The organism is Streptomyces sp. SDT5-1 (assembly GCF_052245995.1).
In the GTDB taxonomy this organism is placed as follows: domain Bacteria; phylum Actinomycetota; class Actinomycetes; order Streptomycetales; family Streptomycetaceae; genus Streptomyces.
The window spans coordinates 443,026-461,304 of record NZ_CM125963.1 but is presented as its reverse complement, the minus strand read 5'-3'; the positions used below and the strand labels follow the sequence as shown (position 1 = coordinate 461,304).

Genomic DNA, 18,279 nt, shown 5'->3' with positions numbered 1-18,279 from the left:
CGTGAAGACCATTCAGCACTGGATCGACGGCGCGGCCGCACCGGTACAGGGTGACACCGCACCCGTCTTCAACCCGGCCACCGGCGCCGAGCAGGCCCGCGTCGCCCTCGGCGGCGGCGCGGAGGTCGACGCCGCCGTTCAGGCCGCGGCCCGCGCCTTCGAGACCTGGTCCGAGTCCTCGGTCAGTCAGCGCACGCAGGTGATGTTTGCCTTCCGGCAGCTGCTCGTCGAGCACGAGGAGGAGCTGGGCCGGATCATCTCCGCCGAGCACGGCAAGACCGTCGACGACGCGCGCGGCGAGATCGTGCGCGGCCGGGAGGTCGTCGAGTACGCCTGCGGACTCGGCGACGTCCTCAAGGGCTCGTTCTCCGACCAGGTCTCCCGCGGCGTCGACGTGCACAACTTCCGTCAGCCGCTCGGGGTGGTCGCGGGTATCACCCCGTTCAACTTCCCGGCGATGGTGCCGCTGTGGATGCACCCCATCGCCATCGCGACCGGCAACACCTTCGTCCTCAAGCCGAGCGAGCGCGACCCGTCCGCCGCCCAGTTCGTCGCCGAGCTCTACAAGAAGGCCGGTCTGCCGGACGGTGTCTTCAACGTCGTGCACGGCGGCAAGGACGCGGTCGACGCGATCCTCGGCCACTCCGGCATCGAGGCCGTCTCGTTCGTCGGCTCCACGCCGATCGCCCGGTACGTGCACGAGCAGGCCACGAAGGCCGGCAAGCGGGTCCAGGCGCTCGGCGGGGCCAAGAACCACGCCGTCGTCCTGCCCGACGCCGACCTGGAGTTCGCCGCCAACCACATCACCGCGGGCGCCTACGGATCGGCGGGGGAGCGGTGCATGGCCGTCTCCGTCGCGGTCGCCGTCGGTGAGGCCGCCGACTCCCTCGTCGAGATCCTGGAGCGCAAGGCGCGCGAGGTGCGGGTCGGCCCCGGCGACGCGGAAGGCACGGAGATGGGACCGCTGATCACCGAGTCCGCCGTCGAGCGTGTCGAGAACGGTGTCGCGACCGCCGCCGCCCAGGGCGCCACCGTCCTCGTCGACGGCCGCGGCCTCAAGGTCGACAACCACGAGAACGGCTTCTTCACCGGACCGTCCCTCCTGGACCATGTCTCGGCCGAGATGGACGCCTACAAGGACGAGCTGTTCGGCCCCGTCCTCGCCGTGGTCCGTGTCGACACCCTCGACGAGGCCATCGCCCTGATCAACGCCAACCCGTACGGCAACGGCACCGCCCTGTTCACCGACTCCGGCGAGGCCGCGCGACGCTTCCAGCGCGGTGTCAAGGTCGGCATGATCGGCGTCAACGTGCCGGTGCCCGTCCCGATGTCGTACTACTCGTTCGGCGGCTGGAACGACTCCCTCATCGGCGACTCGCCCGTCCACGGCGAGGAAGGCGTCCGCTTCTACACCCGACCCAAGGTCGTCACCACGCGCTGGCCGCAGCCGCGCCAGCAGACGGCCGCCGGGTTCAGCTTCCCCACGTCGCACTGAGACTCTGCGTCACCCAGTCACCCATCCACCTGTTCCAACGACACGACCGAAGGGCACACCATGGCAACGGCGCCAACCCCGCTGCGCACCACCGTCGGCAACCTCTGTCTCGGCTCGGCCCCGGACTCCTGGGGCATCTGGTTCCCCGAGGACGAGCACCAGGTCCCGTACACCCGCTTCCTCGACGAACTCGCCCAGGCCGGGTACGAGTGGCTGGAGCTGGGTCCGTACGGCTACCTGCCCACCGAGCCGGCCGCGCTGGCCGGCGAGCTGGCCGAGCGGGGCCTCAAGGTCTCCGGCGGCACCGCCTTCGGCGCGCTGCACCGCCCCGAGGCGTGGGACGACATGCTCGCCCACGTCCGCCAGGTCGCGACGCTGACCGCCGCGGCCGGCGCCCACCACCTCGTCCTCATCCCGCCCATGTACCGCGACGAGAAGACCGGCGCCTTCACGGAGTCCCCGGAGCTGACCGCCGCGCAGTGGGCAGGGTTCGGCAAGGCGGCCGACCGGCTCGGCAAGCTGCTGCTCGACGAGTACGACGTACGCCTTGTCCTGCACCCGCACGCCGACAGCCACATCCAGACCCAGCCCGAGATCGAGCGCCTGCTCAACGAGTCGGACGCCCGCTACACGAACCTGTGCCTGGACACCGGGCACGTCGCCTACGGCGGCGGTGACAACCTCGACCTGATCCGTCGCTTCGGCGAGCGCGTCGGCTACGTCCACATCAAGCAGATGGACCCGGCCGTCCTCGCGCAGGTCGCCGCCGAGAACCTGTCGTTCGGCGAGGCCGTCAAGCGCGGGGTGTGCGTGACACCGCCCGCGGGCGTGCCCGACCCGGCCTCCGTCGTCGACGAACTCGCCAAGCTGGACGCCGAGCTGTTCGTCGTGGTCGAGCAGGACCTGTACCCGTGCGCGCCCGACACGCCGCTGCCCATCGCCGTACGCACCCGCGAGCACCTGGCAGGCTGCGGACTGACCGGAACCCGACGCCCCACCCTCACCCGGTAGGAGGCCGCCATGGACGTGAAGGACGACACGCCCACGGTCCCGCCCGCCGGGGCCGACACCACGGCGGACCGCGCGGCGAGCCGCCGCCTGCGGGTCATCACCGTCATCGCCACCTTCGGCGGCCTGCTGTTCGGCTACGACACCGGTGTCATCAACGGCGCGCTGCCGTACATGAGCGACGACCTCGGGCTCAGCCCGCTCACCGAGGGCATGGTGACCAGTTCGCTGCTGCTCGGGGCCGCGCTCGGCTCGGTCGTCGGCGGGCGGCTCTCCGACGCCCGCGGGCGTCGCCGCAACATCCTGCTGCTCGCCGTTCTGTTCTTCGCCGGCGCGCTGGCCTGCACCCTCGCCCCGACCACCGCGTTCATGGTGGTGGCCCGCTTCGTGCTCGGCCTCGCCGTCGGCGGCGCTTCCGTGACGGTCCCCGTCTACCTCGCCGAGGTGTCACCCGCGGAACGCCGTGGCGCGCTCGTCACCCGCAATGAACTCATGATCGTGACCGGCCAGCTGCTGGCCTTCACCTTCAACGCGATCATCGCCCGGGTGGGCGGCGAGTCCGGCGGCGTGTGGCGCTGGATGCTGGTCATCTCGACGCTGCCCGCCGTCGTCCTCTGGTTCGGCATGCTGGTGATGCCCGAGAGCCCGCGCTGGCTGGCTTCGCAGGGCCGCTTCGGGGACGCTCTGAAGGTGCTCAGGCAGGTCCGCTCGCAGCAGCGCGCGGAGGCCGAACTGGCCGAGGTCACGGCGCTGTCCGTCAAGGACGACGAGCAGGGGCTCGGCGGCTGGCGGGACCTCAGGGCCACGCCCTGGATCCGCAAGCTGATGCTCGTGGGCTTCGGCATCGCCATCGTGCAGCAGGTCACGGGCGTGAACACGATCATGTACTACGGCACGGAGATCCTCACCGACGCCGGATTCGCCTCCGACAGCGCCCTGACCGCCAACATCGCCAACGGCGTCATCTCGGTCACCGCCACCTTCGTCGGCATCTGGCTGCTCGGTCGGGTCAACCGCCGTCCGATGCTGATGATCGGTCAACTCGGCACGATTACAGCTCTGTTGCTGATCGGAGTGTTCTCGCTGGTCCTGCCTGCGGGCGAGGGGCGCGCATACGCCGTGCTCGCCATGACGGTCACGTTCCTCGCCTTCCAGCAGGGCGCGATCTCGCCGGTGACCTGGCTGACGCTGTCCGAGATCTTCCCCATGCGGATGCGGGCCTTCGGAATGGGCGTCGCCGCGGTGGTCCTGTGGCTGACGAACTTCACGATCGGCCTGGTCTTCCCCTCGCTGGTCTCCGGCATGGGCATCTCCGCCACGTTCTTCCTCTTCGTGGCCCTCGGTCTGGTCGCCCTCGCCTTTGTGAAGAGGTACATGCCCGAGACCAGGGGCCGCAGTCTCGAAACCCTCGAAGCTGACCTCAAGGCCCGCTTCTCCTGAACACCCCGCAACCCCCTCCTTCTTGAACAGACCTCGAACAGACATCTCCTTACCCACCCATGCCCCGGGCCGGTCCGGACCCGGGGCGCGTAGAAAGGCAGGACACCCCATGACAGTGCGCGTAGGGGTCATCGGCGCCGGCTGGATCGGTCAGGAACACATCCGACGGCTCACCGACGTCGTCACCGGAGCCCGTGTCACCGCCGTCACCGACATCGACGCCGAGCGGGCCGCACGGGCCGCCGCAGGGCCTGGTGCCCGGGTGTACGCCGACGGGGCCGCGCTCGTCGCGGCCGACGACGTCGACGCCGTGCTGGTCACCTCCTGGGGGCCTACGCACGCCGAGCACGTCCTGAACGCGATCGCCGCGGGCAAGCCCGTCTTCTGCGAGAAGCCCCTCGCGACCACGGCCGAGGACTGCCTGCGGATCACCGAGGCCGAGATGGCCCACGGGCGGCGCCTCGTCCAGGTCGGCTTCATGCGCCGCTTCGACCACGGCTACCGCCAGCTGAAGGACGTCATCGAATCCGGCCGCGTAGGGGAGCCGCTGGTGGTGCACTGCGCCCACCGCAACCCGACCGTCCCCGAGTCCTACACCTCCGACATGGCGGCGCTCGACACCGCCGTGCACGAGATCGACGTACTGCGCTGGCTCCTGGACGACGAGATCGTCTCCACCCAGGTCGTGACACCACGCTCGACGAGCAAGCGGTTCGCACACCTCAAGGACCCGCAGCTCATGCTCTTCGAGACCGCGAAGGGCACCCGCATCGACCTCGAGGTCTTCGTCAACTGCCAGTACGGCTACGACATCCAGTGCGAGGTCGTCGCCGAGGACGGCCTCGTCCGACTGCCCGACCCGGCCGCCGTCGGTGTGCGCACGGCCGGACAGCACAGCACCGAGGTCCTCACCGACTGGGTGGGGCGCTTCGAGGCCGCCTTCGACACCGAATTCCGCGAGTGGATCGCCGGCGTCGCGGCGGGCGCCGAGCCCACCGGACCCTCCGCCTGGGACGGCTACGCCGCCACCGTCATCACCAGCGCCACCGCCGAGGCCCTGACCTCCGGCGACGTCATCAGCACCGACATGAAGCCCCGACCCGTCTTCTACGGAGGCACCGCGTGAAGATCGCCATCGACCCGTACATGTTCCGCGCGCTGCCCATCGACGAGATGGTGCGCACCGTCGCCGAACTCGGCTACCAGTACATCGAGTTGTCGCCACGCGACGACTTCATGCCCTTCTTCCTCCACCCCCGCGCCGACGACGCGCGCGTCGCCGAACTCAAGACGGCCCTGCGCACCCACGGCGTGCAGCTCTCCTCCGTGCTCCCGCTCTACAAGTGGTCGTCCCCGGACGAGACCGAGCGGCAGACCGCCGTGCGCTACTGGAAGCGCATGATCGAGATCACCGCCGAGCTCGAATGCCCGCTGATGAACTCGGAGTTCAACGGCCGCCCCGAGCGCGCCGCCGAGAGCGAGGCCGCCTTCTGGCGCTCGATGGAGGAACTCCTCCCGGTGTTCGAGCGCGAGGGCATCGCCCTCAACCTGGAGGCGCACCCCGACGACTTCTGCGAGGAGAACGCCCCGGCCGTCGAGCTGGTCCGCGCAGTGAACAAGCCGTGGGTGAACTACCTGTACTGCGCCCCGCACACCTTCCACCTGTCCGGTGCCTCGGACCCGAAGGCGGACGTCGCGGCGATGATGCGCCACGCGGGCGACAAGCTCCAGCACGTGCACATCGCGGACTCCTTCAACCACAAGGGCTCGTCCGGGCTGCGCTACATCATGAACCCGCCCGGCACACCCGCCCGCATCCACCAGCACCTCGACATCGGCCAGGGCGAGGTGGACTGGGACGCCTTCTTCGGCACCCTGCGCGAGCTGAACTTCGACGGCGTCGCCACGGCCTGCGTCTTCGCCTGGGAGGAACGGGCCCGCGAGTCCTCGGCATTCATGCTCGACCGCATCCGCAAGGAACTCGTCGGCTGAGGCTCGGTGCTGCCCGTGGTCCCGCACGCCGGCTCCTGCGCGCGGCCCCGGAGACCATGGCGTCCCTGGGCCTGCGGGGCCGGGTGGCGATGATGCCGCCCTGGAGGCCTTGACCACCGTGGCCGCGCACTTCCCGAATCAGCCGGCGCGGCCTGCCGCCTCCACGTCGACAACCTCCGCGGGTGCCTCGGTCGCGGCGAGGCGGGCCCGGCGTGTGCGGGGGCCGAAGAGCGCCAGAACGACGGCGCCGACCATCCAGGTGCCGGCGATGAAATAGAAGACCGTGCGGTAGCCATGGGTGGTGTACAGCGCCGCCACGATCAGCGGGCCCGCGGCATTGGACAGGCGGCCGAGGCCGTAGGAGACGCTCGTGCCCAGCGAGCGGCCGCGGGTGTCGAAGAGTTCGGGGGAGTAGGCGTACGCAAGCGCCGTGTAGCCGCGCTCGAAGAAGTTCACCAGGAAGCCGAACACGATGATGAAGACCGGGCTGAACGTGAGCCCGTACAGCAGGCCGCACACCGCGATGACCGTGCCGAACACCGTCAGCGACCACTTGCGCTCGAAGCGGTCCGTGACGAGGGACGCCAGATAGGAGCCGAGCGGTGCGCCAACCGTGGTGAGTGCCACGTAGAAGACGGACTTCTCGACGCTGAGGCCCTCCTTGGCCAGCAGGGTCGGGGCCCAGCTCGAGTAGCCGAAGAATCCGATGGTCTGGGTCACCCAGAGCACGGTGAGGAGGAGCGTCGGAAGCAGGTACTTCTTTTGCAGCAGCAGCTTCAACGGGGCCTTCTGGGCCGGAACTTCGTCGACCGGCGGCGCGGGCTCGGGGAGCGGACCCTTCTCCGCGGTGACGTGCGCCTCGATGTCGCGCAGCACCCCGTCGGCCGCGGCATGGTCGCCCCGGCTCTCGAGCCAGCGGGGCGATTCCTTGAGGTGCCGGGTGAACAGGACGAGCAGGATGCCCAGGGAGCCCCACAGGTAGACCAGGCGCCACGACCAGTCGCTGAGCGGGACGACGAGGCTGGCGATGAGGTTGGTGACCGGGGTGCCGCAGATGCCGATGACGATGGCGTACGCCTGGTACTTCCCGCGGACCGCGGCCGGATACATCTCGCTGACGTAGACGACGGCCACGACGGTCATCGCGGACAGGCCGGCCGAGGTCAGCACGCGGAAGACACCGAGGGACACGAGGTCCCAGGCGAAGACCGAGGCGAACGAGAAGAGGGCGAAGAAGAACGTCGTCTGCAACAGCGCCCGCTTGCGTCCCCACCGGTCGGCGATGGCCCCGCCGACGACCGAGCCGATGAACATGCCGACGAAGGACAGCGAGGTCACGTACGCGACCTGGTCCACTGTGATGCCCCACAGATCGACGAGCTTCGGTGCCGTGGTGGCGAAGCTGTTGATGTCCGCGAATTCGAAGAAGTACGCGAAGGCGACGGCGAGCAGGGTGAGCTTGTGGAAACGGGATATCGGAAGCCGGTTGATTCTGTTCAGCGCGTTGGAGTGGATGGGCGGGTGGGCATTGTTGGATGGGGACATGTGACGCCTTTGTCAGGTGGGCCGGGGGGAGGGGGGTGGCTGCGGGGTCAGGCGTCCTCGCCGGGCCAGTACAAGCGCATCGGGTTGGCGACGAGGAGCTTGTGCCGCTGCTCTTCGGTGACGGCGATGTGCCGTACGTGGTCGACCAGGAGGCCGTCGTCGGGCATGTGGTCGGTGAGGTTGGGGTGAGGCCAGTCGGTGCCCCACAGCACGCGGTCGGAGAACTCCTCGACGACGCGGCGGCCGAAGGGGACGACGTCGGTGTAGGCGTGCTGTTCGCCGTCGAGGGCGGCAGGCCCGGTCACGCTGAGGCGCTCGGGGCAGGTCACCTTCACCCAGACGTCGTTGTGCTCCACGAAGCGCAGGAAACGGGTGAACTCGGGTCCGTCCACGGGCTTGCTCACGTCCGGTCGCCCCATGTGGTCGATGACCAGCGGAGCGGGCAACGAGGCGAAAAATGCCTCCAGTTCGGGCAGGTCGGCGCTCTCGAAGTACAGGACGATGTGCCAGCCGAGCGGGGCGATCTTCCGTGCGATCGTGCGGAGCGCGTCCGTGGGGGAGGTGTCCACCAGGCGCCGTACGAAGTTGAAGCGCACGCCGCGCACCCCTGCCGCGTCGAGCTCGTGCAGTTCGGCGTCGCTGATGTCCGGGCGGACGGTGGCGATGCCCCGCGCCCTGTCGCCCGCGGAACGGACGGCGTCGACCATGGCGGAGTTGTCCGCGCCGTGGCAGGTGGCCTGCACGATCACATTGCGGGCGAGGCCCAAGTGGTCGCGGAGCGCGAACAGCTGGTCCTTGCCGCCGTCGCACGGTGTGTACTTGCGCTCAGGCGCGAAGGGGAACTCGGCCTGCGGGCCGAAGACATGACAGTGGGTGTCGACGGCTCCGGCCGGCAGCCGCAATGTCGGCTCGGACGGTCCTTCGTACCAGTCGAGCCATCCGGGGGTCTTGGGGGCAAGGGTGTGCACTGCTCTGCTCTCCGTACGGGGGTGTCGGGTGCCGTGGTGTGTGCGGCTCAGCGGCCCTGGCGCTTCAGCAGCGCGTCGAGGCGGGGGTACACGGCACGGGCGTTGTGCTCCTGGATCGCCGCGAGGTCGTCCGTGGGCAGCCCGGCCGCCTCGGTGTACCGGCGTGTGTCGTCGAAGTGGTGGCCGGTGCACGGGTCGATGTCGCGCACGGCGCCGATCATCTCGGAGGCGAAGAGGATGTTCCGCGACGGAATGACGTCGTACAGGAGGTCGGATCCAGGCTGGTGGTAGACGCAGGTGTCGAAGAAGACGTTGCCGAGGACGTGCTCCTCCAGCGGCGGCTTGCCCAGGGCCATGGCCAGTCCGCGGAACCGGCCCCAGTGGTACGGCACCGCGCCGCCGCCGTGCGGGATGACCAGCCGCAGCGTCGGGAAGTCGGCGAACAGGTCACCCTGCACGAGCTGCATGAACGCCGTTGTGTCGGCGTTGAGGTAGTGCGCGCCGGTGGTGTGGAAGGCCGGGTTGACGCTCGTACTGACGTGGACCATCGCCGGGATGTCGTACTCCACCATCTTCTCGTAGACGGGGTACCAGGAGCGGTCGGTGAGCGGCGGTGCGGTCCAGTGCCCGCCCGAGGGGTCGGGATTGAGGTTGAGCGCGACTGCCCCCAACTCCTCGACGCAGCGCGTGAGTTCGGGGATGCAGGTGGCCGGGTCGACGCCGGGGGACTGCGGGAGCATGGCTGCGGGGGCGAAACGCTCGGGGTACAACCGGCTGACACGGTGGCAGAGATCGTTGCAGATCGACGCCCAGGCCGCCGAGGTGGCGAAGTCACCGATGTGGTGTGCCATGAAAGAGGCGCGCGGCGAGAAGATGGTCAGGTCGATGCCACGTTCGTCCATCAGACGCAGCTGGTTCGATTCGATGCTCTCGCGCAGCTCGTCGTCGCTGATCTGCAGTTCGCTTCGCGCCGGGGAGGGCGTGTCGCCGGTCAGCGAGGCGATCTGCCGCTTGCGCCAGGATTCGAGCGCCGACGGTGCGGTCGTGTAGTGGCCGTGGCAGTCGATGATCATGTGCTGTGTCCTTAGGGGCCGACTCTGTCGTCTTCGACGGCAGCAGCCTGACCCCGGACCGTGCGGCCCCGCGACGGTGCCGCACACGGACCTAACTGTCCCTTAACATTCCGGGCCCTCCGAGGAGCCCGTCGACCGGTTCCCGCCCACCGGTCACGGAGTGTGCTCAGGGACGTGGTCTACATTCGGACCTGGGCGGTTTCCGCGTAGACACCGCTGATGGGAGGCGGGAGACAGTGCAGATACTGCTTGCGGAGGACGACGACGGCGTGGCCGCGGCCCTTCTCGAGGTCCTGTACGACCACGGTCATGTCACTCGGCGGGTCAAGCACGGCAGGGACGTCCTGACCTACCACCGCAGTTCCGAGCTGCTGCTCCTCGACCTGGGCCTGCCCGACATGGACGGCCTCGACGTACTGCGTTCCCTGCGCTCGGTGAGTGACCTGCCGGTGGTGGTGCTGACCGCGCGCGGCGACGAGCGTTCGGTGGTGCGCGGGCTGCGGCTCGGCGCCGACGACTACCTGGTGAAGCCGGTGCGGCTCGCGGAACTGCTCGCCCGGATCGACGCCGTCACCCGGCGTAGTGCCGCGAAGAGCGCCCCGGCGGCGGGCAGAGTCCTGGCCGGTGACGTCGAGGTCGACCTCGACGCACGGCGGGTCCAGGCAGGCGGGGCGGACGTCGAGCTGACCACCAAGGAGTTCGACATCCTCGCCGTACTCGCCGCGCGTGCCGGAACGGCCGTGAGCCGCGAGCAGGTCCTGGACGAGGTGTGGGGCGACGCCCACCACGGTGTGTCCCGCTCCCTCGACGTGCACCTCACCCAGCTGCGGGCCAAGCTGTCCCGCCCCGAGCTGCTCACGACGATCCGCGGCTTCGGCTACCGCTTCGGTGACGACGCCGCGTCCGGCCCCACGGACTGAGGAGCGGGCACGTGCGCAACCGGGTCCAGGCGGCACTCCTCGCGTTCGTGGTGCTCGCCGTGGCCGCGTTCGCCGTGCCGCTGCTGGTGTCCACCGCATCCGACCGCACACAGCAGCTGGTGCTCGCCCGCAGTTCGGACCTCGACCGATTCGCCTCGCTGATGGACCAGGCGGCGACCACGGGGGACACCGCCGCGGTGGTCTCCGAGGCGCGGCGTTATACCCGGCTGTACGGGGAGGCGCTCGTGGTCACCGACGCGCGCCACAAGCCCGTGGTGGAGACCGGCGGGATGCGGGCCGCCGACCCGGCCGTGTCACGCCTCATCGACGCGGCCCTGCGCAATCAGACCGCACATCCCACGGGCTCGCTCACGCCCTGGTCGGCAGGCCAGCGGATGTTCGCCGAGCCCGCGGGCACCGGCACCCAGGTGTCCGGGGCCATCGTCCTGCGGGCCTCCGTTCGGGCCGCGGCCGGTGACATCGCCTGGCGCTGGGCAGCTGTCCTCGCCGCGGCGGCCGCGGTCGCGCTCGCCTGCACGGCCCTCGCTCGCGCGGTCACCCGCTGGGTGGTCAGACCGCTGCGCCGCCTCGACCGCGCCGTCGGCCAGCTCGCCGCGGGACTGCCCCCGGAACACACCCACGCCTCCGGGCCACCCGAATTGCGTCAATTGGCCACCGGATTCAACCGGATGGCGAGCACCGTCACCTCCGCCTTGGAACAACAGCGCCGGCTCGTCGCGGACACCTCCCACCAGATGCGCAACCCCATGGCCGCGCTCAGGCTCCGCGTGGACGCGCTGCACACCCACCTGCCCGCCGCGGCGGGACGCACGTACACCGGAGTCACCACCGAACTCGACCGCCTGGAAACGCTGCTCGACGACATGCTGGCGCTCGCCACGGCGGAACACCGGGCCGGCGAGATGACCGTGAGTGAAGGGCCGTACGCACCATGCGACGCGGCGGCCGTCGCGGCCGAGCAGCACCGGCTGTGGGAACCGGTTGCCCGCCGCCGCGGAACACACCTCACCACGCATCCCGCGGCCCCCGTCCTCGTCGCCTGCACGGAACACGAGCTCGCCCAGATCACCGACATCCTCCTCGACAACGCCATCAAGTACGCGGGCGAGGACGCGGAGATCACGCTGCGCTGCACCGTCGAGGGGCCGCACGTGGTGCTCACGGTGACGGACGACGGCCCCGGCCTGGACGTCGAGGAGCTCACCCGCGCCACGGAACGGTTCTGGCGTTCGGGCAAGCAGGCCGGCACCACGGGCACGGGCCTCGGCCTCGCCATCGCGGAACAGCTCCTCGCGGGGCGCGGTGGACGCCTGGAGCTCGGCCCGGCGCGGCCCCGCGGGCTGTGCGCGCGAGCGGTCGTGCCACGCGCTGCCCAAGAGGCCGGCGAAGGGGTTTCCCGATGAACCGCCGTACGGTCCTGCGCACCGCGCTCGGCACCGCGGGCGCCGTCGCCCTCGGCGGCGCGCTCACCGGCGACGTCTCCGGAATCGGCCGCGGGCCCAGCGGAGTGCTGCACCTGGCGACCGGGGAACCGACCGCCTTCTATGAGGCCTTCGGGCACCTCTTGGCCGACGAACTCACGGCGGCGCACCCCGGCCTGCAATGCCGCGTCCGCACCACTTCGGGCAGCGTCGACAACATCGAGCGGCTGCGCGACGGCCGCGCCGATCTCGCCCTCGTCCTCACCGCCACCGCACAGGACGCCTCCGGCACCGACGTGTTCCCGCGGCCCGTGCCGCTGCGCGCGATCGGCCGGGTCTACGAGACCTATCTCCAGTTCGCCGTGCGCGCCGACACGGGTGTGCGGACCGTGGCAGACCTGCGCGGACACGTCGTCTCGCTGGGCGCCCCGGGCTCGGGGGCGGCCGTGTTCGGAGAACGACTGCTGCGCGCCGCGGGCCTGTCGGCCCGAACCGACGTGCACGTACGCCATCTGCCGTTGAACGACGCGGCGCACGCCATGGCGGCCGGGTCCGTGGACGGGCTGCTCGTGGCGGGCGGTGTGCCCCTGCCCGCGCTCAAGGACCTCGACGAGCGGCCGGGCCTGCGCTTCCTGCCGCTGGCCGAGCTGCTGCCCCGGCTCGGCGGCCGGGACGCACGGGCAGCTTCAGGGCTTGAACAGGTGGCCCTGCCACAGGATGCGTACCGGGCGGCAGGCGGGGTCGCCACCATCGGTGTGTCGAACCTCTTGGTGTGCCGCCCCGACCTCGACCGGGACGTGGCCGGCGCGCTCACTCGCCTGCTGGTCCGGCGCGCCACATCCCTCGTCCCGGACAACGCCGTGGGCACCCAGTTCCTCGACGTCCGCAGCCTGATCGGCACCGGAGGCGTCTCCCTGCACCCCGGGGCGCTCGCGGCGTACCGGTCGCTGCACGGCTGATCGTGGACGCCGACGCGGGCGGTCCCGTCCCGGGCTGTGGCCCGCGGCGCGGGGCTAGGATCGTCGGGTGATCGCCCGTCCCCCGATAGCCCGCCGCTCGCTGCTTGCCTTGGCGGCGGTGGGCACGGCCGCCGTCCCGGCAGTTCGGCCGACGGGGCACATGAAGCGGCCGCTCATCCTGGCCACAGGCCTGACGGGGGCGCCGTACGGCATCTTCGGGCGGCGCCTGGCTCACGAAATCAACCTGCGCGACCCGTCCCTGGACCTGCGCGTGCGCCACACGGAGGCGAGCATCCGCAATCTTCAGCTGCTCGGATCCGGCGACGCCGATCTGGCCCTGGCACTCGGGGACAGCGCCGCGGACGCTTTCGAGGGCCACGGCACGTTCGACACCTCGGAGCGGGTGTCGGCGCTGGCTCGGATCTACCTCAATTACACCCACCTGGTGGCGGACACGCAGGCCGCGGTGGCCACTGTCACCGATCTCGCCGGGCTGCGGGTGTCGCTGGGGGCGACCGGATCGGGGACGGTCACCGTCGCGCGGCGGATCCTGTCGGCCGCCGGCGTCGAACCAAGGGTGCGGAGTCACTACTTGGGGCTCGACGATTCGGCCCGGGCCCTGCGGCGCGGTGAGATCGACGCGTTCTTCGCGTCCAGCGGGGTTCCGGCACGCGCGGTTCGCGAGCTGGCCGACGACCGGCGCGTGGCGCTGGTGCCGATGGCCGGGCTGGCCAGGAAGCTGCGCGAAGAACATGGGTCGGCCTACGTGGATGTGTCGGTCCCCGCGGGAACGTACGGGAATGCGGGGGAGGTGCCGACGGTCGGGGTGGCCACCTTCTTGATGGCTCGCGACGATCTTCCGGCCGAGGCGGCATACCGGGTCACCAGGGCCATGTTCGGGGCCCGGCTGACACTGCCCGGCCCTGAAGTACCCGGTGCGTACCTGGATGAGCGGTACGCCATCGGCACGGATCCGGTGCCGCTGCACCCGGGGGCCGCACGCTACTTCCGCAGTGTCTACGGCTGACTTCGTGCCGATCCCGGCGTGCTGCCGGGCAGCCTGAACAGGACCACAAGCCCGTGGGGGCGTCCCGCGTGCAGTTCCAGCGTGCCCCCTGCCGCGCGGGCCAGTTCGTCGGCGATCGCGAGGCCGAGCCCGCTGCCGTCGATGCCGCCGTGCCGTGCGGAGCGCCAGAAGCGGCCACGGGCGGCGGTGAGTTCCTCGGCGTCCAGTCCCGGCCCGTCGTCGGCGACCGTCAACAGCAGGTCCTCGCGGGCAGTGGTGCGTTCCTGCAGGGTGACGGTGATGTGTCCGCCCCGGGGAACGAATTTGATGGCGTTGTCGACGGCGATGTCGGTGATACGCCCCACCGTGTCGGCAGGCCCCAGGATCCCTGGGGCGCCGGGCAGCTCGGTCCGCAGCGTCAGGCCCGAGGACTCGGCCACCTCGCCCCACACCCTCAGCCGACGGTCGAGTTCGGCCACGAGGTCGGCCTGGCCGTCGTGCACCGGGCCCTTGAACTCGATGCGCCCGAGGGCGAGGAGGTCCTCCAGGAGGACACCGAGCCGGTCCATCTCCTGCATCGCTTCCTCGTACCGCTCGGTGCCGGAGTCAGCGAGGTGAGCGCCCAGATTCTCCAGCCGGAGCGAGAGCACGGCGAGCGGGGTTCGCAGCTCGTGGGACGCGTCCGAGATGAAGGCGCGCTGCTTCTCCAGAGCGGTCGCCACGGCATCCGCCATCGCGTTGAACCGGTCCTCCAGGCGGCGTAGTTCGGACGGCCCGCCCCCGGTGGCTGTGATGCGCGCGGTCATCCGCCCCTGGGCGATCGCCTCGGTGGCCGCGTCGAGTTCGGCCACCGGGCGCAAGGTCCAGCGTGCGAGCCGTCGCGCGGCCTCGACGGCCACCGTGAAGACCACCGCCATGCCGCCGGCCAGTGCCAGCCAGATCAGGGCGACATCGCGGCGGGCCTCGGACGTGGGGGCGGCGAGCAGCAGCACGCCGGTCACCTTCGCGTCACTGCCCACCGGTTCGGCGATCACCTCCCGGCCCGGGCCGAACACAGTGATGAGCCGGAGATGTTCGGTGGTCCTGCCGGCGAGTGCCCGCCGCAGCGGCCCCGCACTGCCGGCGACACCCCCGCCTGTTCTGATCAACAGGGCGCCGGTGCCCCGGCGAATCTCGACGGGAGTCCCGTAGAGCGATGTATAGCGGGAGGCTTCGGCCCGCAGAACCGTCAAGTCGCTCTCCTGGATGGCCTGTTCGGCGAGATCGGCGAGGCGCGTGGCGTCCGCGCGCCGGGCGAGCAGGAGTTCGGCGGTGCGTTCCTGGGCGTAGGCCAGGCCGAGCGGCAGAGCGAGGGCGAGCAGGACCCCGCCGATCAGCGCAAGGTAGGTCACCAGGAGACGGCGCCGCATCAGTCGCCCAGCCGGTAACCGACGCCGCGCAGCGTCCGGATCAGATCGCGCCGGCCCGTCTTGGTGCGGATGCCCCACACATGGACGTCGAGGGAACGCGAGGCGGCGAGGAACGCGTCGCCCCACACCGCGTCCATGATCTCCTCGCGGCTCCTGACCACCCCGGGAGTGCCGGCCAGCAGAGCGAGGACGTCGAACTCACGGGCCGTCAGCGTGACGCTCCGACCGGCAACCGTCACGCTGCGGGTGGCCAGATCGATCAGGACGTCGCCGATCTCCAGTGTCTGCTGCTCCGGCTCCTGCACGGTCGACGACTGCTGCTGGGTGCGCCGGCGGACGGCCTCCATGCGGGCGAGCAGTTCCTTCATACGGAACGGCTTGGTGAGGTAGTCGTCGGCCCCGGAAGTCAGACCCTGCAGCACGGTCCGTTCGTCACCGCGCGCGGTGAGCACGATCACCGGAACCGACGAGACACGGCGCAGCCTCCTGAGCATCTCCAGGCCGTGCATGTCGGGCAGCCCGAGATCCAGGAGCACGAAGTCGGCATGGTCCTTGCGGCGCAGTCCCTCGTCGGCGCGGGCCACCCGTTCGACCAGGTGGCCGCGCTCGTAGAGGGCCAGGGTGAGGGCATCGGCGAGCCGCTCGTCGTCCTCGATCAGCAGCACGCGCATGATGCCCAGGCTAGACCGTGAGGTCGGCGGCACGAGTCCGGGGAGCCGCGGCAGGGGAGAGGGAGACATCCTTCGTCTCGCGCATGGTGAGGTACACGACCAGTGAGACGGCCGCGCACGCGGTCACGTACCAGAAGAAGCCGGACTCCATGCCGGCGTCCTTGAACCACAGCGCCACGTACTCCGCGCTCCCGCCGAACAGGGCGTTCGCCAGGGCGTAGGGCAGCGCGACGCCCAGCGAACGGATGCGGGCGGGGAACATCTCCGCCTTCACCAGTGCGCTCGTCGAGGTGTACCCGGTGATGATCAACAGTCCGGCGATCATCAGCAGCAGTGCGCCGCCGAACGTCGAGACATGTCCCAGTGCCGTCATCAGCGGCACGGTGAACAGCATCGCGCCGAGACCGAAGGTGATCAGCAGAGGGCGGCGGCCGACCCGGTCCGACAACGCGCCGGCCAGGGGCTGGACACAGATGAAGACCAGAATTGCGACGAAGCTGACGAGAGAGGCGTCGGTCTTGCTCAACCCGGCACTATTGGAGAGGTACTTGGTCATGTACGTCGAGTACGTGTAGTCGGCCAGCGTGCCGCCCATGCTGAACGCGATGACGAGGGCCACGGTACGCCGGTATTCCCACAGACCGCGCAGTGTGCCGCGCTTGTTCTCCTGACCCACCTCTTCGACCGCGTCCTCGAAGGCCTCGGTCTCGACCAGGCTGCGACGCAGGTAGAAGACGGCCGCGGCGCCCAGGGCGCCGACGATGAACGGGATGCGCCAGCCCCAGGAGGTGAGCGTCCCGTCGGACATGGTCCGCTGGAGGAGGATCTGCAGGCTGAGCCCGATCAGCTGGCCGACCTTCATCGACACCATCTGGAAACTGCAGAAGAACCCGCGCCGCCCGGCGGGGGCCGCTTCGGTCAGATATGTCGCGCTGGCCGCGTACTCGCCGCCCACCGACATGCCCTGCAGCATCCTCGCCAGCAGCAGCACCACCGCGCCCCAGGAGCCGACCTGGGCATGGGTGGGAGCGACGGCGATGAGAAGGGCACTGAGCGACATCAGCATGACGGTGACGTTCAGCGCGGCCTTGCGTCCCTTGCGGTCACCGAGGCGCCCGAGTACCCAGCCGCCGACCGGCCGCATGAAGAAGCCGACCGCGAAGATGCCCGCCGTGTGCAGGAGTTGGGAAGTGGTGTCACCGTCGGGGAAGAAGGCCGAGGCGAAGTAGACGGAGAAGGTCGAGTAGACGAACCAGTCGTACCACTCGATCATGTTGCCGACCGAACCGCCGATGATTGCTTTCCACGGGCCGCGTGCAGCGGCCCGGGCGTCCGTCGTGGACACAGTGGTCTCCTGTCTGTCCGGCATCCATCGTTGAAGTGACACTGCGGGACTCGTTCCGCATCACCGCAGGTCGCAGGCAGCTTGACCGGTCGCAGGAGGGGCAACCAAGAGGTATCGCCCACATCTAACGCGTGCTTAAGACTTCGCTCGTTTGTTGCCCGAACGTCTGGGGAGTTTCCTGCTCCTCGCGCAAGCCCCCCGAAGGCCGCCTGGAATGTCCGGGTTGCGAAGCAATATCGCCGGTGATTGCTTGGAAGGCGTTGCTGGCCGTCCCCGGATACCGGTGATGTGAGCTGCCTATTGGGATCGGAGCCCTTTATGGTCAATCGGACCGATGACCGAAGTCGCCTGGTGGTGGGTGTCACCGGTGCGACCGGTGTCGTGTATGCCGTGCGCGCCCTGGACGTCCTGCGTGCACTCGGTATCGAGTCCCACCTGATCGTCTCGAAGTCGGCTTCACTGACCCGGGCCTACGAAACGGACTTGAGTAAGGACGACTTGGAAGGCCGTGCCGACGTCGTCCACCAGCACACCGACATCGGAGCACCACTCTCGTCCGGTTCCTTCAGGACCATGGGGATGCTGATCGCCCCGACATCGATGCGTACGCTGGGAGAGGTCGCCTCCGGTGTGACTGCCTCGCTGATCTCGCGTGCCGCCGACGTGACTCTGAAGGAACGCCGACCGCTGGTGCTGCTGGTGCGTGAGTCGCCGCTCAATCTGATCCACCTGCGCAATATGGCGACCGTGACCGAGGCTGGGGCGACCGTCTTCCCGCCGGTTCCTGCCTTCTACTCCCGTCCGTCGACGATCGAGGACATCGTCGATCACACGGTTGGACGAGCGCTGGACCAATTCGGCATTCGGACCGACATCTTTCCGCGCTGGGATCAGGACCTGCGTGAAAGCGCCCGCAAGTCCAACCCGCACACCGGCGCCCTCGGGGGCAGCGAGTGACAATTCTAGTTCTGTGTTCCGGCGCTCCGCTGCTGGCGCGGGGCCGCGA

Annotated in this window: 16 protein-coding genes; 10 read left to right on the top strand and 6 right to left on the bottom strand. The window is 69.8% G+C overall.

Annotation, left to right across the window (positions count from 1 at the left end; translation table 11 throughout):
* Position 1 precedes the first annotated feature (1 nt).
* The 5 genes from ACTWJ8_RS02125 to ACTWJ8_RS02105 all read left to right on the top strand — a co-directional run bounded on the left by ACTWJ8_RS02125 (position 2) and on the right by ACTWJ8_RS02105 (position 5,935).
* Positions 2-1,495, top strand: a complete 1,494-nt coding sequence (locus ACTWJ8_RS02125) for a CoA-acylating methylmalonate-semialdehyde dehydrogenase (RefSeq protein WP_443262580.1) — start codon at positions 2-4, stop codon at positions 1,493-1,495.
* A 60-nt stretch (positions 1,496-1,555) separates the two neighbouring features.
* Positions 1,556-2,506, top strand: coding sequence for a TIM barrel protein (locus tag ACTWJ8_RS02120; RefSeq protein WP_443262579.1), 951 nt, complete (start codon positions 1,556-1,558; stop codon positions 2,504-2,506).
* A 9-nt stretch (positions 2,507-2,515) separates the two neighbouring features.
* Positions 2,516-3,943 carry a sugar porter family MFS transporter gene (locus ACTWJ8_RS02115; protein WP_443262578.1) on the top strand — a complete coding sequence of 476 codons (1,428 nt, stop codon included), beginning with the start codon at positions 2,516-2,518 and terminating at the stop codon, positions 3,941-3,943.
* Between the two features lie 109 nt (positions 3,944-4,052).
* Positions 4,053-5,069 (top strand): Gfo/Idh/MocA family protein, encoded by a 1,017-nt coding sequence (locus tag ACTWJ8_RS02110; RefSeq protein ID WP_443262577.1) that lies wholly within the window; start codon positions 4,053-4,055, stop codon positions 5,067-5,069.
* On the top strand, positions 5,066-5,935 hold the full coding sequence (locus ACTWJ8_RS02105; RefSeq protein ID WP_443262576.1) for a sugar phosphate isomerase/epimerase family protein: 870 nt from the start codon (positions 5,066-5,068) through the stop codon (positions 5,933-5,935). Before ACTWJ8_RS02110 ends, ACTWJ8_RS02105 begins: the two co-directional genes overlap by 4 nt.
* A 138-nt stretch (positions 5,936-6,073) precedes the next feature.
* Here the strand turns inward: ACTWJ8_RS02105 and ACTWJ8_RS02100 are convergent, their stop codons facing one another.
* From ACTWJ8_RS02100 to ACTWJ8_RS02090, 3 genes are read right to left on the bottom strand one after another with little or no spacing between them, the layout of a single operon-like run.
* On the bottom strand, positions 6,074-7,480 hold the full coding sequence (locus ACTWJ8_RS02100) for an MFS transporter (protein WP_443262575.1): 1,407 nt from the start codon (positions 7,478-7,480) through the stop codon (positions 6,074-6,076).
* Between the two features lie 47 nt (positions 7,481-7,527).
* Entirely contained in the window at positions 7,528-8,448 is a 921-nt protein-coding gene (locus tag ACTWJ8_RS02095; protein WP_443262574.1) for an amidohydrolase family protein, read from the bottom strand.
* Positions 8,449-8,495: 47 nt separating this feature from the next.
* Positions 8,496-9,521 carry an amidohydrolase family protein gene (locus ACTWJ8_RS02090; protein WP_443262573.1) on the bottom strand — a complete coding sequence of 342 codons (1,026 nt, stop codon included), beginning with the start codon at positions 9,519-9,521 and terminating at the stop codon, positions 8,496-8,498.
* Between the two features lie 236 nt (positions 9,522-9,757).
* Here ACTWJ8_RS02090 and ACTWJ8_RS02085 point away from each other — a divergent pair, with 236 nt between their 5' ends.
* The 4 genes from ACTWJ8_RS02085 (at position 9,758) to ACTWJ8_RS02070 (ending at position 13,869) form a co-directional block, all read left to right on the top strand.
* Entirely contained in the window at positions 9,758-10,441 is a 684-nt protein-coding gene (locus tag ACTWJ8_RS02085) for a response regulator transcription factor (protein WP_443262572.1), read from the top strand.
* A gap of 11 nt (positions 10,442-10,452) precedes the next feature.
* Complete coding sequence (locus tag ACTWJ8_RS02080; protein ID WP_443262571.1) at positions 10,453-11,865, top strand: sensor histidine kinase; 1,413 nt, start codon at positions 10,453-10,455, stop codon at positions 11,863-11,865.
* Positions 11,862-12,842 (top strand): TAXI family TRAP transporter solute-binding subunit, encoded by a 981-nt coding sequence (locus ACTWJ8_RS02075; protein ID WP_443262570.1) that lies wholly within the window; start codon positions 11,862-11,864, stop codon positions 12,840-12,842. Before ACTWJ8_RS02080 ends, ACTWJ8_RS02075 begins: the two co-directional genes overlap by 4 nt.
* 67 nt (positions 12,843-12,909) lie before the next feature.
* Positions 12,910-13,869, top strand: a complete 960-nt coding sequence (locus ACTWJ8_RS02070) for a TAXI family TRAP transporter solute-binding subunit (protein ID WP_443262569.1) — start codon at positions 12,910-12,912, stop codon at positions 13,867-13,869.
* Here ACTWJ8_RS02070 and ACTWJ8_RS02065 read toward each other — a convergent pair.
* The 3 genes from ACTWJ8_RS02065 to ACTWJ8_RS02055 are packed head-to-tail and all read right to left on the bottom strand — an operon-like array spanning position 13,860 to position 17,297.
* Positions 13,860-15,239 (bottom strand): sensor histidine kinase, encoded by a 1,380-nt coding sequence (locus ACTWJ8_RS02065; RefSeq protein WP_443262568.1) that lies wholly within the window; start codon positions 15,237-15,239, stop codon positions 13,860-13,862. The genes ACTWJ8_RS02070 and ACTWJ8_RS02065 overlap by 10 nt on opposite strands.
* A 17-nt stretch (positions 15,240-15,256) precedes the next feature.
* Complete coding sequence (locus tag ACTWJ8_RS02060; RefSeq protein ID WP_443262567.1) at positions 15,257-15,928, bottom strand: response regulator transcription factor; 672 nt, start codon at positions 15,926-15,928, stop codon at positions 15,257-15,259.
* A gap of 10 nt (positions 15,929-15,938) precedes the next feature.
* Positions 15,939-17,297, bottom strand: coding sequence for an MFS transporter (locus ACTWJ8_RS02055; protein ID WP_443262566.1), 1,359 nt, complete (start codon positions 17,295-17,297; stop codon positions 15,939-15,941).
* Positions 17,298-17,591: 294 nt separating this feature from the next.
* Between ACTWJ8_RS02055 and ACTWJ8_RS02050 the strand changes: the two genes are divergently transcribed.
* Positions 17,592-18,230 carry a UbiX family flavin prenyltransferase gene (locus ACTWJ8_RS02050; protein WP_443262564.1) on the top strand — a complete coding sequence of 213 codons (639 nt, stop codon included), beginning with the start codon at positions 17,592-17,594 and terminating at the stop codon, positions 18,228-18,230.
* The last annotated feature ends 49 nt before the right edge of the window (positions 18,231-18,279 follow it).

Excerpts from the sequence above, each read along its gene's own strand:
- ACTWJ8_RS02120 (WP_443262579.1), top strand. The coding sequence starts at position 1,556 with ATGGCAACGGCGCCAACCCCGCTGCGCACCACCGTCGGCAACCTCTGT.
- ACTWJ8_RS02115 (WP_443262578.1), top strand. The coding sequence starts at position 2,516 with ATGGACGTGAAGGACGACACGCCCACGGTCCCGCCCGCCGGGGCCGAC.
- ACTWJ8_RS02110 (WP_443262577.1), top strand. The coding sequence starts at position 4,053 with ATGACAGTGCGCGTAGGGGTCATCGGCGCCGGCTGGATCGGTCAGGAA.
- ACTWJ8_RS02100 (WP_443262575.1), bottom strand. The coding sequence starts at position 7,480 with ATGTCCCCATCCAACAATGCCCACCCGCCCATCCACTCCAACGCGCTG.
- ACTWJ8_RS02090 (WP_443262573.1), bottom strand. The coding sequence starts at position 9,521 with ATGATCATCGACTGCCACGGCCACTACACGACCGCACCGTCGGCGCTC.
- ACTWJ8_RS02075 (WP_443262570.1), top strand. The coding sequence starts at position 11,862 with ATGAACCGCCGTACGGTCCTGCGCACCGCGCTCGGCACCGCGGGCGCC.
- ACTWJ8_RS02060 (WP_443262567.1), bottom strand. The coding sequence starts at position 15,928 with ATGCGCGTGCTGCTGATCGAGGACGACGAGCGGCTCGCCGATGCCCTC.
- ACTWJ8_RS02055 (WP_443262566.1), bottom strand. The coding sequence starts at position 17,297 with ATGCCGGACAGACAGGAGACCACTGTGTCCACGACGGACGCCCGGGCC.
- ACTWJ8_RS02050 (WP_443262564.1), top strand. The coding sequence starts at position 17,592 with ATGGTCAATCGGACCGATGACCGAAGTCGCCTGGTGGTGGGTGTCACC.